A 15,631-nucleotide genomic window follows, 5' to 3' on the forward strand; every position below is an offset into this window, starting at 1 on the left:
TCAGATGCCCCAGGCGAAAGGGTCCTGCGCATCGATCAGCAGGGTGCTGTCGGCGGTCATGTAGGCGCGACCGGTGATGTACGGGCGCACGCGTTCGCCGTCCCATTCATAGCGGCCTTCGAACTGGCTGCCGGTGATGCTGGCTTGTACCCAGGTTTCACCCGGCGCGAGTTTGTCATCGGCGGCCAGGCAGGCGAGCTTGGCGCTGGTGCCGGTGCCGCAGGGCGAGCGGTCGTAGGCTTTGCCCGGGCACATGACAAAGTTGCGGCTGTCGGCGTGGGCGTCATCGGCGAACAACTCGATATGGTCGATCAGTGCGCCGTCTTCGCCATAGATGCCTTGGCGTTCGAGGGCCTTGAGCATCGCCCAGGTGTAGTCGGTCAGGGCGTCGACGTTATCCATCTGCAGCGCCTGGCCGTGCTCCGACACCAGGAAGAACCAGTTGCCGCCCCAGGCGATATCGCCATGGACCACGCCGTGGCCGGGCACCTCCACCGCTACCCGTTGGCGAAAACGGTAGGCGGGCACGTTGCGCAGGGTCACGGCGCCGTCTGCATGGAGTGTGGCCGCCACCGGCCCAACGGGCGTGTCGACGGTGTGTACGCCTGGCTCGATGCGCCCCAGATAGTGCAGTGAGGCAACCAGGCCGATCGTGCCGTGGCCGCACATGCCGAGGTAGCCGGCGTTGTTGAAGAAGATCACGCCGCAGGTGGCGCCCGGTGTGACCGGCGCGCAATACAAGGCGCCGACCAGCACATCGTTGCCACGCGGTTCCAGCAGGCAGGCGCGGCGCCATGCGTCGTGGTGGGTGCGCAGGTTGTTGAGTTGCGCGGCGATGCTGTTGCCGGCCAGTGCGGGGAATCCGTCCATCACCAGGCGCGTGGGTTCGCCGCCGGTGTGAGAGTCGATGACGTGCAGTCGTTTCATGACACGCTCCGTTCAGGGGTGAGCCTGGCCGATGGGATAGGCATGCAGTGGCCATATCGTGAACGCGTCAGCGCTGCGACGATTGATGTTTTGCGCCGGGCTGGATGACGAATTCAGCACAGTTTTCTACGCTCGACAGCATCCCGTGCATGGGGCAATCTGCTGGACGTCGAGGCGCAAAGAGGGGGGCGGAGTGATGTTGCAGAGTGCGTTTGCAGCCCTGTGCCAAGGGCGCGAGGCGAATCGCCCGCAGAGCATCGAGCAGTTATTGGCCGGCGTCATGCAACTGCTGCCGATGCTCGACGTGATCCCCAATGCCGCGATTTTCATCAAGGATCTCGACGCCCGCTATGTGCTCGCCAACCGCACCCTGGTGCAGCGTTGCGGGCTCAAGCAACTGCAACCGTTGCTCGGCAAAACCAGCGCCGAGGTGTTCCCCGCGCAATTGGGGCCGGGTTATACCGAGCAGGACCGGCGCGTGCTGGAGCAGGGGTTTGTATTGGCGGATCAGCTCGAGTTGCATCTCTACGGCAGCCGCGAACCGGGCTGGTGCCTGACCCACAAGTGGCCGCTGTACAATCACGTCGGGCAGATCATCGGCCTGGCCGGCATTTCCGTCGACCTGCAATCGGCCAGCGAAACCCACCCCGCCTACCAACGCCTGGCCGCCGTGGACGCGCATATTCGCACGCACTTCAATCGGCGCGTGACCTTGGGCGAACTGACGCGTATCGCCGGGATCTCGGTGGCGCAGCTGGAGCGCTACTGCAAGCGCGTGTTCCACCTGACGCCGCGGCAGATGATCCAGAAAGTGCGCCTGGAGCACGCCCATCGCTTGCTGCACCGCGACCTGCCGATCACCGACGTCGCGCTGCAGTGCGGTTACACCGACCACAGTGCGTTCAGCCGCCAGTTCAAGGCGTCGACGGGATTTACCCCGAGGCAGTACCGCCAGTTGGGCTAACCGCCGGCATTGCGATGCAACGAATAGCCCCGCTCGCCGCTCCTATGCTTACGAGTAACCTTTTCACGACGACAGGTAATGGGCTTATGACGGCGGCTGACAACGATCATGTGAACTGGCTGGTGCAACAGTCGATGCTGCACGCGGCGCGCCAGCGCGCCAAGCTCTATTCGGGGCAAGGGCGCCTGTGGCAACAGCCGTATGCACATACCCGGCCGCGTGACGCTTCGGCCTTGTCGTCGGTGTGGTTCACCGCGTACCCGGCGTCGATTGTCACCCGTGAAAACGGCACGGTGCTCGAAGCGCTGGGCGATGAGGCGCTGTGGCATGCCTTGTCGAAGATCGGTATCCAGGGTATTCACAACGGTCCGCTGAAAAAGTCCGGCGGCTTGGCCGGGACGGAACACACGCCGACCATCGATGGCAATTTCGACCGCATCAGCTTCGACATCGACCCGCAGTTGGGCACCGAGGCGCAGTTGCAGGCGCTGACACGCATGGCGGCGGCTCACAATGCGGTGATCATCGACGATGTGATCCCCTCGCACACCGGCAAGGGCGCGGATTTCCGCCTGGCCGAGATGGCCTACGAGGACTACCCGGGGCTCTACCACATGGTGGAAATCCGCGAGGAAGACTGGCCGTTGCTGCCGGAGGTCGCCGACGGGCGCGATGCCCAGAACCTCAGCCCGCTGCAGGTGGACGCGCTGCGCGATAAACACTACATCGTCGGCCAGTTGCAGCGGGTGATTTTCTTCGAGCCTGGCGTGAAGGAAACCGACTGGAGCACCACCCCGGTGGTCATCGGCGTCGATGGCAAGCCGCGGCGCTGGGTCTACCTGCATTACTTCAAGGAGGGCCAGCCGTCGCTTAACTGGCTCGATCCATCCTTCGCCGCGCAGCAGATGATCATTGGTGATGCGCTGCACGCGATCGATGTGATGGGCGCGAAGATCCTGCGCCTGGACGCGAACGGTTTCCTCGGTGTGGAGCGCAAGCTCGACGGCACGGCCTGGTCGGAAAGCCATCCGCTGTCGATCACCGGTAATCAATTGCTTGGCGGCGCGATTCGCAAGGCTGGCGGTTTCAGCTTCCAGGAACTGAACCTGACGCTGGACGACATCGCGTCGATGTCCCACGGCGGTGCTGATCTCTCCTACGACTTCATCACGCGTCCGGCCTATCAGCATGCGTTGCTGATGGGCGACACCGAGTTCCTGCGCCTGATGCTGCGCCAGATGCACAACCTCGGCATCGACCCCGGCTCGCTGATCCATGCCTTGCAAAACCACGACGAACTGACCCTGGAACTCGTGCATTTCTGGACCCTGCATGCCCATGACAGTTTCCTCTACCAGGGTCAGACATTTCCCGGCAACATCCTGCGCGAGCATATCCGCGAGCAGATGTACGAGCGCCTGGCCGGCGAACATGCGCCGTACAACCTCAAGTTCGTCACCAATGGCGTGTCCTGCACCACCGCCAGCATCATCACGGCGGCCCTCGGCATTCGTGACCTTGCGACGATCACGCCGGCCGATGTCGAGCAGATTCGCCAGATCCATTTGCTCCTGGTGATGTACAACGCCATGCAGCCCGGCGTGTTCGCCTTGTCCGGCTGGGACCTGGTCGGGGCATTACCGTTGGCCGCGGATGACGTCGCGCACCTGATGGCCGATGGCGATACCCGCTGGATACACCGCGGCGCCTATGACCTGGTGGACCTGAACCCGCAGGCCGAGCTTTCGGCGGGGCAGATGCCGCGTTCGAAAACCCTGTACGGCAGCCTCAACCGCCAATTGCAGGACCCGGACTCGTTCGCCTCCCAGTTGCAGAAAATCCTCGCCGTGCGCCGTGCCTATGACATCGCGGCCAGTCGCCAGATCCTGGTGCCGGACGTCGAACATCCTGGCTTGTTGGTCATGGTCCACGAACTGCCGGCCGGTAAAGGCACGCAAATCACCGCGTTGAACTTCGGCAGCACGCCGATCACCGAAACCCTGCACCTGCCCAATATCGCGCCGGGGCCGGTGGTGGACATCATCAATGAACGGGTCGAGGGCGATCTGACGGCCGAAGGGGCGTTCACCATTACCCTGGACGCGTATGAAGGGTTGGCGTTGCGGGTGGTCAGCAGTTCGCCGATGCTTTAGCGCAGATCAAGTGATGACCGGCACCGAGCCGCCAAACTGGTTGGATGCAGATTGGCACCCGGGTTGAGGGCAACCCGACACGACGCTCATCCAGCCATAAAGGAAACCCGACCATGTTGTTTGATGCATATGCTGAAGAGTCGCTGAACGGTATCGGACCTGTCGTCCAGGATATCGAGCAAGTCGCCAAGTACACTGAAGGCCTGCGAACGCGTCTTTCTGAACTCTTCACATCTACGTACAGCCGTTTTGGCGTGAGCTTTACCGTTCCGCCAGAAGGTTACTTCCAGCTTGAAGGCCATTTCGGCCTGATCAGAGCGAATCTGCTCTATGCCAATGAGGGCAGTGGCACCTTTGGTCGCGTGGTGCTTCGCAAGCACACGCTGGACGAGCAGGGGAGAGAGGCGTGGCCAGAAATCTGGGCGTTCCGCATTCTGAAAGATGGCGATGTCTGGGTGAGTGACAAAGGCCCGGTGCTCTACAACGAGTGGAATACGCCAAGCGAACACAAGTTCGTCGCTGCTCGGCGTCTCGTTGAATCAATCGTGCTGTCTGCGATGAAGCCACGCTAGACCGCGCAGGTAGTCAGCAAGCAACCCCTAGGGGAGGCGATTGAACGCGTCTACCGCTGCGGGTTGCGTCTTGCAAGCGCCACGGCCGCAGTGATGGCCGCGCGCGCTTGTGGGCTGTTCTTCCAGCACGTCGAGCCCAATGCCGCGGAGGCTTGGGCGAGGATGTCCCCCACGTTGGATTGGCTGAGTGTGTCCAGCGATTCAATGCCCATCTGTTCAAGCCGGGTAATCACCGTGGGGCCTACCCCCTTGAGTGCGAGCAACGCTGTTCTTTCTTCCAATGAGAATGGCATCGGTGAATTCCTTTTTCCAAGAGTCACGGGAGTGTGCCGGATACTGGAGAGTGCCTCAATAGGTCGTTGTTGATTGGGTATATCGAACTCCCCGACTATCGACGACAGCGCCACGCGGGACTCCTGTTTTTGTGCGCTGAAGAGCCATATAAAGAACGTTACATTTTTGACTGTTAAATCACTCACCATTAAAAAATAAAATAGCTGACTTTGGAGTCAATCCGAAAAAACAGGATCATATTTGAAGTAGGGAAATAAATTCCCTCTTAAAAAGGTGAGCCAATTGGAATATACGTATAAAAACCAGTTTCACGAAAAAGCCAATGTAAAAGCGGTTCTCGTGGGCGACAATAAAGTCATTAGTCCATTCGAGTATATTGAGATCTTCTTAATAACCAGAGGCTATGACACGAGCCCGGAAAATAGACTCCGAGTCGCGGAAAGCCTGGCCCACGTGCCCGCGCGCGAACGCCATTCCGCCTCTGAGCTGGACCACTGGCTTGATTGTCACTTCAAAAGCTGAGGGGCTCCGTCGCGGCACATTCAACGCAAGAGTGATAATCAAAGACAATGCCAGGTACTTATGCAGGCAGATTACGAGATACATTATATAAAGAGCGACCACAAGAAGGTCCGACGCGTCAGAGCCCAACAGATGATGGATCTTGATGCGTGGAAATTTGCAATTATTGCCGAAGGCGGCAGCCGTGAAGAGACTTCGCCGTTAGTTTGTTTGGTGCAGGTCAAAGCACTTGCCGCTAAATACGATGTAAGTTCAGTCAGGTGGAACAAGGCGATCCATGTCAACAACTTGGATACCGTCGTATCGAATAGGCGGATGGCGTTGGAGGATACCGGAGACCGTAACTTAGAGCAGGCTCAACCTCGGGATGACGTGACACCCGATCAATCTGGCTGATAGAACGCAATCGAGTGTTGTTCGACTCGAAAAAGGCCTGGACGTGTTCCAGGCCTTTTCATCGAGCAGCGCCGCTTCAGCAGTTGGCGCTCCTTGGGTTTGGCTTGGTTTTGTCGGCGCATAAAAAACCCCGCACTGGGCGGGGTTAGTCTGCATCACCGATGCAGAGGGCGGGAAATAGTGCTGGGAACTTCCCCCAGCTTGCCCCAGTGGGGCGTTTTAACAAGCCTGCCATCAGGCAGGCTTTGTCGGGACTCTGTTAGCTGTTGGAGCAACCGTTAGCCATGACACTGTATTGCATGACGTGTTCGTGACCTTGGTGGTCCAGGTAGGTCATCTGGACAGGGACTACGGCACAGACATTGTCAGGGATGGAGTCCATGTGAACCACTTTGGCGATGTCGAGGTGCGAGCTGTAGCTGTATTGCTCAACGGCAGGCTCATCGGCAAACGCCATCTGGCTACCCAGCATTACAAAAGAAGCAGCAATCAACATTTTAAACAGTTTCATTTTTTCAGTGTCCCAACGATGCAAACGATTTACGTCTTCAGTCGGATTGGCTATGGCCGAAGGCTCTACGAGGCGCGGGTGGGTGGTTTGCTTGGACCCTATGGATTCGCGCTTCGTCGCTTTGTTTGGAAGCTGGGTCTAGTTTATGCCTATGGCGATTTTGATAAATCCCAAAGACTGGAAAGCATTGTTGTTGAAAAAGTAATAATTCACTCCGGCGCCTGGTAGCTACCCCAGCCAATACACTCGGTTCTGCTCCTGTCGATGACGCGAACTTGCGCTTGTTTAGTGCCGTGAGAAAGCATGGGGTTGGGGGTAGTACGAATCTCAAAACCGAGCGTCTCAGCATTAAGTGACGGTGGTTTGAATTAATACTATTGGCATGTTATTTCAATATTTAAGCGTTCTGGTTAAAGCACTCATGAATAAAAGTAATTGAGAGTATTTCGCAGGCTTAAGTTTGTTTCGGTACTTGGACATTCAAGTGTGGTATGAAAAATTCGTGATATGTCTGTGATGCTTGGCGAGTTGCTTTTGCACTATCCCTGTCGGCGGATCATGTTGCCGGCGTCGCGCCAGGTTAATGATCAAGGTCGGGGCGGTGCCAGGGATCTACATGCGTCATAAGATTCAAAACACGATGAATCTGCATCACATTTTCCCTTGCGCAAACTGCAATGGCATGACCTTCCTCAACGGTAATTGAGGCATCCACTTCGATGTGAGCGTCGACAATGATCATGTCCCCCATTTTTCGAGTGCGTAGATCATGTACACCTTTAATGCCGGGGGTATTTTTAAGCGTATTGCGGATAGTTTCGACTTCCTGCTCATCAGCCGATCGGTCCATCAGGTCGTGCAATGAATCCCAAGTGAAACTCCAACCCATCTTGGCGATCATGCCTCCAACAACCAGCGCAGCAATCGGGTCAAGAATCGGGTAGCCCGCCAGATTGCCCACAATACCTATGCCGACAACCAAGGAGGAGGCGGCGTCGGACCTTGCGTGCCAGGCATTGGCAACCAACAGACTAGACTTAACTTTTTTGGCCACCCGCAGCATAAAGCGAAACAACAGCTCCTTGGCCACCAGCGCTGCGATGGCCACCCATAAGGCCGCAATGTGTACCGTTGGAATCGATTCAGGGGTTTCAAGCTTGAACACTGCAGAACCGATCATGCCCACGCCCACGATCAGCAACAGTATGCCCAATACCATGGATGCGGCGGTCTCGAAACGCAGATGCCCATAGGGGTGACCTTCGTCGGCATCCTCCTTGCTTTTGTGGCTGGCGAACAGCACTACGAAATCGGCGATCAAGTCTGATAGCGAGTGAATACCATCGGCTACAAGCCCCTGGGATTTTGACATCACGCCTACGACAATCTGTGTGCACGACAGCGCGATATTGACGATGACGCTCATCCAAGTGCATCGCGAGGCTGCCGCCGCGCGGGCGACTTGACTATATTCCTCGTCTTCAGATTGTTCAGAGATCTGTTGATGATTCATGTGTATTTCTCTAATTGAAATTGATACTCGTCTCGCGCGTCAAGACGCGCCACTACTTAGTACTGGTTGCGCTTTTTATCGGAGTTGGAGGGTAAGGCGTCTGCCTCAATTAAAGCAAGGTGCGATGAGTTATAAAAGTGCCTATTTATCGGTATTTAGGTCTGAGTGTAATGATGTAAATGCTAATACTTCGCGTAACTAAGTTTTCCACCTTGCTGCAGGATTTGTGAGTCAAATAGGGATGACTCTCAACTTCACTAAAGAACAGGTGGGCCGGTGCGGCGGGGTGGGTTTTATCTCTCGAGCCGAAGCGGTCAGGCGCAAGAAAAATGCACGGAAGAATAATGTGATTGTCGTGGGGTATTTGTTTGTAATAGATGTATTGGGCGGTAAGTTCAGAACCTTGCGCTACAAAGTCCCAGGACGAACTGGTTAGCGGCGATTTTTTAGGGGGAGGAGGATCGCGGGTCTGAGTTTTGCCTCGGTGTGCCTGCGTAGAGTAAGCAGCATGGTAGTAGATTCGGCAGGAAGCCGGGGGAGAGGGGGAGTTGCGGGGAGCAAAGCGCCTCGGTCATCCTCCGGTGATTGGTGACGGTAAGATTTGCATCGTCATTTCGTAACGAGACGATGGGCAAAATATGTCACGCACCTCAATCGAGTACTAAGCCTGCGCTTGCTTTACCGGTTAGAGCTGACAGCGTTTTTGATATCAAGGATGGATATGCTGACGCGGTGGATATATCTGCTGGCTGTTTCTGTACTGTCACTGTTGTCGATGGTATGCAACGGTCAGGTTCGAGACGTCGTGATGGATCTCGGCGCACCAGATGCAGCGCGGCCAATACGCGTGGCTATCTGGTATCCCGAAGGCGTATGTTCCCCAGAAACGTCGGGGCTGTGCCTTGATGAGTCAGCGGTTACTCACAAGGTCATCGTCGTTTCACATGGCAGTATGGGGGCGTCAGACGATTACGCCTGGATCGGTGACGGCTTGGCAGCCAAGGGATATATCGTCATAGGTCTCAATCATTTCGGTGAGTCCCGGGTCTACGGGGAGCAGACACAGACCTTCCGAGCGACCGGTATGGTGTGGGAGCGGGCCCTGGATGTGTCGCGCGTATTGGATGCGCTGAAAAAGCTGAGCCCCTTTCAAAAACAAGTCTCCTGGGACGATGCCATCGTCATTGGCCACTCCGCCGGTGGCCAGACGGCTGCATTGCTGGTGGGAGCACGCTTTGACCTTCAGGCGTTCGCGCAGTATTGCGGTACCGGGCAAGCAGAGGGCGACCGTTCGTGTTCTTACGCCCACGACATCAAGCGCGCGCCAAGTTCATTTATCTCATTGTTCAACGGTAACTATCGCGACTCCAGGGTCAGGAAAATCGTTCTGCTGGACCCTGCCCTAGGGCCAGCATTACTTGAGCAATCCATGGCGGGCTCGCGAGTTCCAGCGCTGGTGGTGGGGGCTCTCCACGATGATTTTTTGCCTTGGAACAGTCAGGGTGCCCGTTATGCGGCCGCGATTCCTTACGTAAAAACATTGTTGTTGGAAGGCGGAGAGGGGCACTTTGTTTTTCTCTCCGTTTGCCATCATGACGCCAAGGTCAATGACGTTCCGCTCTGTGTGGACAAGGCCGGTGTGGATCGCCAAGCGGTGCATGAGCGCTTGTTGTCCACGCTCGTTGCGTTCATTGCGCCTGATGACGAAATCCCGCTATCCGGACAACCGACAACGCCCGCGACTGCCAATGCCAAGGTTGCGCAACTGACTGTGATGGAAATCCTCAGCTACACGCCGCGATGGGTCTTCGGTTTGTTTTTTGTGCTCTGCGCGTTGGGGCTGATGCAAACACGCACACGACGGGTGCGATTCAGCCTCGCCTTGCTGTTGCCCATTGGCATGCTCATGTTGTCCCTGTTGGGAGTTTTTCAGTACACCCGGTATTGGATCGCCGCAATTGGGTGTTGGCTCGTGGGGCTTGTCGCCGTCTGCATGATCGCTTCGCGGATAATGGATGGCGGTTTCGTGAAGTGGGATGACAGTTCGGCTCGACTGATAGTGCGAGGGAGCTGGGTGCCGCTGTTGGTAATCCTGGGGGTTTTCATCACGCGCTATCTGTTAGGCGTGGCCCGTGCGCTGCAGTTCCAACCGCTCGATCAATGGCCGCTGCAGATGTTGGTGGCCGGCGGGTTGGGAGCTTGGAGTGGCTATTTCGCGTGCCGGGCCCGACGGTGTTGGCAAGCATCTCGTTCGTAGCCTTGCGCGTGAGGGTTGAGAGCATTCTGCTCGGCGACCTCTTGTTTTAAATTGAAATCATCGGCGTCAACATCAAGATACTTTTCAGCCGCTCAGGAGTCGCTTCTAACTTGTTCGCGGGGAGCTCTTGGCCCAGTACAATTGTCAATGCGTTGAGCCAGTCTCTTGAGTTTTGAGAGGCGCATTGGTCTGTTGGTAAATGCTCATCAGCTACATCCCATTTCTGTACAGGCCAATCCACCAGGGACGCTAGGAGACCATCTCTCAGAAGCTGAAACTGCTCGTAAGAGTCGTTTGGTGTCTGATTGAGTGCAGCTTTCAACTTCGCGAGGCGATGTGGCATTACCGTTCCTTGGCATTTCAGATAGGCACAACGCTACTACGCTGAGAGCATTGTCGGTTACTGGCATTCCGTCCACGCTGGATGCCTGGCCAGGCGCGGGGTACAGTCGACACTTTCCTGGGGAGGAGCACAATGAAAGCTTGGCTGACGGTTTTGTCTGCGCTAATTCTCGCGGGCTGTGCGGACAGTGGGCCGATGAAGGTCGGGCCTGATACGTACACGATTTCAACCCGGGTACCTTTTGGCGGACCTGCGTCCGCGAAGGGGCAGGCGCTCAAAGAGGCGAACACATTCTGCGAGTCCCAAGGCCGAGAAATCCTGCTTGATCACATGCAGGCCAGTGAATGTGCATTACACGGCGGTTGCGGTGAGGCTGAGATTTACTTCTTCTGTCTGGCCAAGGGTGATCCGCAGTTGACGCGCCAAAAATACAGCCCCGATCCCACACAGAAGATTGAAATCAATCAGCGCTGATCAGCCACGGCTTTTTGGTCCGGCAGCATACCTTGGGCTACAGTCTTGCCAAACCAACGAGGGAACGACATACGGATATTGATAACGGTGTGTCGGGCATCGTTCATGTGCTGTGTGGAAGATTGCGCTGGATGCTCAGCCCCTAGGCCTGCGGCCTCAAGAACACCACTGCATCTGGTAACCCGGTACCGCTCTGCTACGGCAAGCGGTGGGTAGGCGGGGCATTATGCCTTCGCCAGCGTGACCAAGCGTCTAGGTCATCAATGCGCTCAAGCACGCCGACCGGAGAGCGGAGTTGCGAGTCGATGCGTCAATGAGGGGGTTGTGTTTGGTCGGCAGGACGCAGGGAGAGGGGAGTTGCGGAGCAAGGCCTAAAATTGCGGAGCGCAAACATTAAGGGCCTGCACGAAGTTCATCATGCACGCCCTTGATATTCATGGTACCCGAAGCTGGAATCGAACCGTCACGCCCTTACGGGCGGGGGATTTTAAGTTCGCATGAGGGCACGCGTCGGGCGTGAACCTTTAAGCCCGGCGCCATCCGTAATTAACGGCGGAAGCGGAATTTTTGCCAGCCATACTTGAACCTGAAAGTTCCGGTATCTCCTCGTAGAACGTAGAGGCTGACCCTGTAAAAAGCAGTAAAACGAGAGAATCCAAGGTGTCTGATTTTTTTGTAGACCCAAACCCATCCGTGGCGATTGGTAGTTTTGGCGGGTCTCAACACAACTAACACGCTCCTTCTGCTATGCGTAATTTGGCGCAGATGATAGCGATGTGCCCCATCTAGAGGCTGTCAAATAATAACGGTGCGGGAACTCGTTGTCGCAATAGCTGTATTGCCAATATTCATCTTGGTACTGCACCGCGCGCCCACGTAAACCAAACTGCTGTTCACCTCTAATCTCCGCCGTTGTGCGGGTTTTTTCGTAGGGAGAAAAGTCTGACTGCAACCGGAACAGACCAGGATATCTTGGCGCGCCCCCTTTGGCGTGAGGCCCGTGGTGCAGGTCTGGACGGACAGATCGCCGTGGCCTGGACCATCCGTCACCGAGTGCTCAACGAATTCTCGCCATCACCGGTGACGGCGCTCAAGGATTGATCGCGCTGCGGGCGAGCCAGGCGTATGTGAGGAGTGTTTCAAAATAGGCGTTGGTGTTCGGTCGGCAGGACGCCGGGGAATGGAGAGTTGCGGAACAGGTCTGAAAATTGCGGAGCAAAAAAGATAAGGGCTCGCATGAAGTTCATCATGCAAGCCCTTGATATCTATGGTGCCCGAAGCCGGAATCGAACCGGCACGCCCTTACGAGCGGGGGATTTTAAGTCCCATGCGTCTACCAGTTTCGCCATTCGGGCGGCAGCGCGGTGCAGCAGGGTTGGGAATATATAGATCCGGGCGTCAGGGCGCAAGGTCGGAGGTTGCCTTTCTTGCACAAACACCGGGATGAAAAAGCTCGATAGATCAGTGATCTACATCGGCTTTTGAGCACAAGCCGAAGATTCCCAGGGCCGGCGAATACGCCTCATAAATGACAGGTGCGGCAATACGCCGTCACGCTGCTTCAGAGTGGACGACTCAGCAGTGGCGGCCTTGGGCATAAGCCGCTGCGACATGCGGTCCGCAACGGCGCTGGATGCAGGTGTAAGGTAGGCCGTGCAACGCTTGGAAATCTCAGGAAAAGCGAGGTGACTATGAGCGCTCCAACACTCAAGAAGCTGCATCTGAATGGGTATGACATCGTGCAGGTCAATTTCGGGCCGTGGCGGGTGTGTACGGCTCAGGACCGGTTGGCGTCCTTCGATTCCCGCGAGCAGGCGCTGGCCTATGCGGCCACGCTGTCGGTGCGCAAGGCGCGTGGCAGGCCGGGGTCCAATCAATGATGACTGAGTGATTGATTCAGCAGAACCAAGCCCCGGCGCAACCGGGGCTTCTGCTGTTTGGGACTACACGAAGGGCTGACCACTGAAGCCGCGTGGCAGGCGCTGCAACCCTGGCAGGTCGGTCAAGTGTTGCGCCCAGGCGCTGCGCCAGTCGCTGGAGGTGTGGGTCTTGGCTGCGCGCGAAGCTCGGCGGGCGGCGTTGCGCTGGGTGCGGCGCGCTTCCTTGTAGGCCTCGGTGTTGCGGCAGGTTCGGCATTTGACGCGGTTCAGCTCGGTGCTGGAGGGGAGGCTGCCGCCGTGATGGCCGCAGGCTAAGTGCCCGGCGACCTTGAAGTGAATGACCATGTAAGCGTCTCCTTCTTGGGGGTACGCGCATCTGCAGATCCACAATGCACGCGGGGAGGGCGGGCTGCGATTGATCCCGACACCTACAATTACGACCCCGCGCTGGTCGCAGCGTTCGGTTTACGGGCCTGGCCCTTCTCAACAGCAAGGCTCGACGTTACTCTGCCTCAAGTCCAGTCATAAAAAGGAGTGAGTGATGAGCGTCGAAAACCTGCCACGTGAAGGCAGTTGCCGTTGTAACCGCGTGCGCTTCAGTGTGAGCCAGCCCCCCGTGATCACCATGGCTTGCCATTGCACCGGCTGTCAGAAGATGACCGCCAGCGCGTTCTCCCTCAGTGCGCTGATTCCCGCCAGCGCGTTCACCGTGACCCAGGGTTGCCCGGTGATCGGCGGCATGCATGGCGTGGACCGCCATTACTTTTGCCCCCATTGCATGAGCTGGCTGTTTACACGGCCCCATGGCATCGATGAGTTCGTCAATGTGCGTGCGACGATGCTGGAGAATGCCGAGGATTATCCGCCGTTCATGGAAACCTGGACCAGCGAGAAATTGCCCTGGGCCACGACGCCGGCGGTCGAGCACTTTGCACAATTGCCCGGGCCGGAGGATTTTCCGCGTTTGTTGCAGGCTTACGCCGAGTTCAGCGCCCGCTGAGTTCAGTCGATCAGCGCGAGCAGGTCGGTATCGCCCACATCGTGTCCGGCCTGGGTCAGCAGTGTCGTCAGCTGGCCCCGGTGGTGGGTCTGATGATTGAAAAAATGCACCAGCAGGCCGAAGAACGGCTTGTCTGCCGCGACCCCGCGCATGTTGTGGTAATGCAGGCGCAGGTCGAGGTCAGGCTCGCGCAGGCTTTGCGCCCAGTCGATGATCAGTCGATCCAGCCAGGTGCGGTGGCTGGCCAGTTCGTGCAGGTCGGCGAAGGCCAGTTGCTTGAGATCGGTGGGGGCGGCAATGCCGCTTAACGGTGCCAGCGCCGCATGGCTGGCGGGGTGCTGGGCAAAGCGTTTGAGCCACACGGTGTCGCCCAGTGTCAGGTGGTTCAGCGTGCCGAGGATCGAGCCGAAAAATGCGCGGCGGTCCATCCGTAGTTCGGCGTCCGTCAGCTTCGCGGCCGCGTCGTAGACTTTACGGTTCATCCACTGGTTGTAGGTCGCCATCAGGGCGATCTGTTCGATACGGTTCACGGGCTTTCTCTCTGTCTGGGCGGCGCGATGGCGCCATCATAAGGCGTGCCCACCCCGCGGTCATCGGGTTCCGCCAGAGGACGCCACCCCTGCGAAGGCGTGACGCCTAGAAACGCAACGTGGCGCTGGTGGTCAACCATTGCGCGCGTTCAGCGACCAGGCTGCGCCCAACCACCACGTCGACGTCGATCAACGGCCCAAGGTGGAACCGCGGCCCCGCTTGCCAGGCCTGCTCAGCGTCTTTTTGGCCGTAGCGCTCGACAATCAGCGTCAACGAGTGCGCTACCCGATATTCGGCGCCGGCGCCCCATGTGAGACGCTGGTTTTGCTCGCCGTCGTCATACGCGTGGGTCCAGCCGGCATTCAGGTTCAGTCGCAGGGGCTCCAGCGGTTGCCACGTCAACGGCACGTTGAAGTCCGCGCCATCAAACGCATGTCGCCGGTCCAGGGCAACGTGGGCGCTGGCGGACACGGCTATCTCCAGGCGCAGGTCCTGACGTGACATTACCTGCGCCTTCACTTGCGGGCTCACTTGCGTCTCGCGGTTGGCCCGTGACAATGCCGCGCCCCATTGCACGGCGGGCAGGGCCTCGAAGGTGCAGGCAGGCGACAGTGTCTCATTGTGCGTGCCGCCGTCGTGTCGGTGGGCGCTGTACCAGGCGTCGGCGTTGCATTCGCCGGGCGCATTGATCGCGCCGTCGTCGACTGCATAAGCGCCCCCTGCCGCGAAGGCCTTCGAGAATAGGCTGATGAGCAGGACGACGCTGAGTGTAAGCCCGATAAACATCAGGTTGCGCCGTAACGCCCGCCGTTTGGCTGGCGGTAACAACAAGAGGGTATGGCGAGCGCCTCGATAGCGGGTAACCCTGTCCGAGGGTTGGCGGTGTTTTTTGTACATGTTGTGCCTCGCTTGAATTCAGCTTTCTACGGTCAGCACCGAGATGCCGCTGGCTTTGGCCTGACAGACCAGCTCTGACGTGTCATCGCCACCGGGCAGGGCGATGACCACATCAGGGCGGCTGTCGGTCAGCATGAAATGGTTGCGCTGGCGTTCCGCCTGCTTGCCATGGCGTTGCCAATTGGGCGGATAACGCACCACGTCGATGCCGATTTCCCGCGCCCACTCCTCGATCTCGCTGCCGAGGAACTGGTTGCCGCCGTGGATCAATACCTGCACCGGGCGCAGGCGGTGGTAAGCGTCCAGCACGTGGCGGGAACGTTGGGTGTCGGCGTAATGACGACCTGCACAGATCAACACGCGCATGCTTGAAATCCTTGTAATGCACGGTGGCAGC

17 protein-coding genes, 1 tRNA gene and 1 pseudogene are annotated in these 15,631 nt (G+C 57.9%); 9 read left to right on the forward strand and 10 right to left on the reverse strand.

Translation table 11 applies throughout. The features are described from left to right. Positions 1 to 927 carry a 4-hydroxyproline epimerase gene (locus ACVWZP_RS04530; protein WP_457369433.1) on the reverse strand — a complete coding sequence of 309 codons (927 nt, stop codon included), beginning with the start codon at positions 925 to 927 and terminating at the stop codon, positions 1 to 3. 196 nt (positions 928 to 1,123) lie between these two features. On the opposite strand from ACVWZP_RS04530, the gene ACVWZP_RS04535 reads away from it, so the two are divergent. The 3 genes from ACVWZP_RS04535 (at position 1,124) to ACVWZP_RS04545 (ending at position 4,616) form a co-directional block, all read left to right on the forward strand. After that, entirely contained in the window at positions 1,124 to 1,891 is a 768-nt protein-coding gene (locus tag ACVWZP_RS04535; protein ID WP_046383570.1) for an AraC family transcriptional regulator, read from the forward strand. Positions 1,892 to 1,977: 86 nt separating this feature from the next. Next, positions 1,978 to 4,044 carry a maltose alpha-D-glucosyltransferase gene (gene treS / locus ACVWZP_RS04540; RefSeq protein ID WP_108524193.1) on the forward strand — a complete coding sequence of 689 codons (2,067 nt, stop codon included), beginning with the start codon at positions 1,978 to 1,980 and terminating at the stop codon, positions 4,042 to 4,044. Between the two features lie 113 nt (positions 4,045 to 4,157). Beyond that, positions 4,158 to 4,616, forward strand: a complete 459-nt coding sequence (locus ACVWZP_RS04545) for a hypothetical protein (protein ID WP_457369434.1) — start codon at positions 4,158 to 4,160, stop codon at positions 4,614 to 4,616. A 50-nt stretch (positions 4,617 to 4,666) separates the two neighbouring features. Here ACVWZP_RS04545 and ACVWZP_RS04550 read toward each other — a convergent pair whose 3' ends face one another. Beyond that, entirely contained in the window at positions 4,667 to 4,909 is a 243-nt protein-coding gene (locus tag ACVWZP_RS04550; RefSeq protein WP_046383567.1) for a Pathogenicity locus, read from the reverse strand. 655 nt (positions 4,910 to 5,564) lie between these two features. Between ACVWZP_RS04550 and ACVWZP_RS04555 the strand changes: the two genes are divergently transcribed. Then, positions 5,565 to 5,828 (forward strand): hypothetical protein, encoded by a 264-nt coding sequence (locus ACVWZP_RS04555; RefSeq protein WP_126589485.1) that lies wholly within the window; start codon positions 5,565 to 5,567, stop codon positions 5,826 to 5,828. Between the two features lie 259 nt (positions 5,829 to 6,087). On the opposite strand, the gene ACVWZP_RS04560 is transcribed toward ACVWZP_RS04555, so the two are convergent. Beyond that, positions 6,088 to 6,324: a DUF2790 domain-containing protein gene (locus ACVWZP_RS04560; RefSeq protein WP_169850573.1), complete on the reverse strand. Its 237-nt coding sequence runs from the start codon at positions 6,322 to 6,324 to the stop codon at positions 6,088 to 6,090. Positions 6,325 to 6,919: 595 nt separating this feature from the next. Next, a complete protein-coding gene (locus ACVWZP_RS04565) occupies positions 6,920 to 7,852 on the reverse strand; it encodes a cation diffusion facilitator family transporter (RefSeq protein ID WP_017846339.1) in 933 nt (310 codons plus the stop codon). Positions 7,853 to 8,567: 715 nt separating this feature from the next. On the opposite strand from ACVWZP_RS04565, the gene ACVWZP_RS04570 reads away from it, so the two are divergent. After that, positions 8,568 to 10,109, forward strand: coding sequence for a DUF6622 family protein (locus ACVWZP_RS04570; RefSeq protein WP_457369435.1), 1,542 nt, complete (start codon positions 8,568 to 8,570; stop codon positions 10,107 to 10,109). A 46-nt stretch (positions 10,110 to 10,155) separates the two neighbouring features. Here the strand turns inward: ACVWZP_RS04570 and ACVWZP_RS04575 are convergent, their stop codons facing one another. Next, the gene (locus ACVWZP_RS04575) at positions 10,156 to 10,452 is read right to left on the reverse strand and encodes a hypothetical protein (protein ID WP_046383561.1); all 297 of its coding nucleotides are present in this window, start codon (positions 10,450 to 10,452) and stop codon (positions 10,156 to 10,158) included. Positions 10,453 to 10,584: 132 nt separating this feature from the next. On the opposite strand from ACVWZP_RS04575, the gene ACVWZP_RS04580 reads away from it, so the two are divergent. Together ACVWZP_RS04580 and ACVWZP_RS04585 are read left to right on the forward strand one after the other, a co-directional pair. Then, complete coding sequence (locus ACVWZP_RS04580) at positions 10,585 to 10,926, forward strand: hypothetical protein (RefSeq protein ID WP_046385301.1); 342 nt, start codon at positions 10,585 to 10,587, stop codon at positions 10,924 to 10,926. Positions 10,927 to 11,868: 942 nt separating this feature from the next. Next, positions 11,869 to 11,988: pseudogene (locus ACVWZP_RS04585) on the forward strand (cell wall hydrolase); the annotation flags it as partial. A 206-nt stretch (positions 11,989 to 12,194) separates the two neighbouring features. On the opposite strand, the gene ACVWZP_RS04590 reads toward ACVWZP_RS04585, so the two are convergent. After that, a tRNA-Leu gene (locus ACVWZP_RS04590) sits at positions 12,195 to 12,281 on the reverse strand. Positions 12,282 to 12,617: 336 nt separating this feature from the next. Here ACVWZP_RS04590 and ACVWZP_RS04595 point away from each other — a divergent pair. Next, the gene (locus ACVWZP_RS04595) at positions 12,618 to 12,806 is read left to right on the forward strand and encodes a hypothetical protein (RefSeq protein WP_046383560.1); all 189 of its coding nucleotides are present in this window, start codon (positions 12,618 to 12,620) and stop codon (positions 12,804 to 12,806) included. Positions 12,807 to 12,869: 63 nt separating this feature from the next. Here ACVWZP_RS04595 and ACVWZP_RS04600 read toward each other — a convergent pair whose 3' ends face one another. Continuing rightward, positions 12,870 to 13,151: a hypothetical protein gene (locus tag ACVWZP_RS04600; protein ID WP_017846337.1), complete on the reverse strand. Its 282-nt coding sequence runs from the start codon at positions 13,149 to 13,151 to the stop codon at positions 12,870 to 12,872. Positions 13,152 to 13,347: 196 nt separating this feature from the next. On the opposite strand from ACVWZP_RS04600, the gene ACVWZP_RS04605 reads away from it, so the two are divergent. Continuing rightward, complete coding sequence (locus tag ACVWZP_RS04605; protein WP_017846336.1) at positions 13,348 to 13,806, forward strand: GFA family protein; 459 nt, start codon at positions 13,348 to 13,350, stop codon at positions 13,804 to 13,806. A 2-nt stretch (positions 13,807 to 13,808) separates the two neighbouring features. Here the strand turns inward: ACVWZP_RS04605 and ACVWZP_RS04610 are convergent, their stop codons facing one another. From ACVWZP_RS04610 to ACVWZP_RS04620, 3 genes are all read right to left on the reverse strand, one after another. Next, on the reverse strand, positions 13,809 to 14,336 hold the full coding sequence (locus ACVWZP_RS04610) for a DinB family protein (RefSeq protein ID WP_177033085.1): 528 nt from the start codon (positions 14,334 to 14,336) through the stop codon (positions 13,809 to 13,811). Between the two features lie 106 nt (positions 14,337 to 14,442). Continuing rightward, positions 14,443 to 15,234 (reverse strand): hypothetical protein, encoded by a 792-nt coding sequence (locus ACVWZP_RS04615; RefSeq protein WP_457369436.1) that lies wholly within the window; start codon positions 15,232 to 15,234, stop codon positions 14,443 to 14,445. Between the two features lie 18 nt (positions 15,235 to 15,252). Then, entirely contained in the window at positions 15,253 to 15,600 is a 348-nt protein-coding gene (locus ACVWZP_RS04620; protein WP_046383555.1) for a DUF2493 domain-containing protein, read from the reverse strand. Between the last annotated feature and the right edge of the window lie 31 nt (positions 15,601 to 15,631).

The organism is Pseudomonas sp. TE36184 (assembly GCF_054060055.1).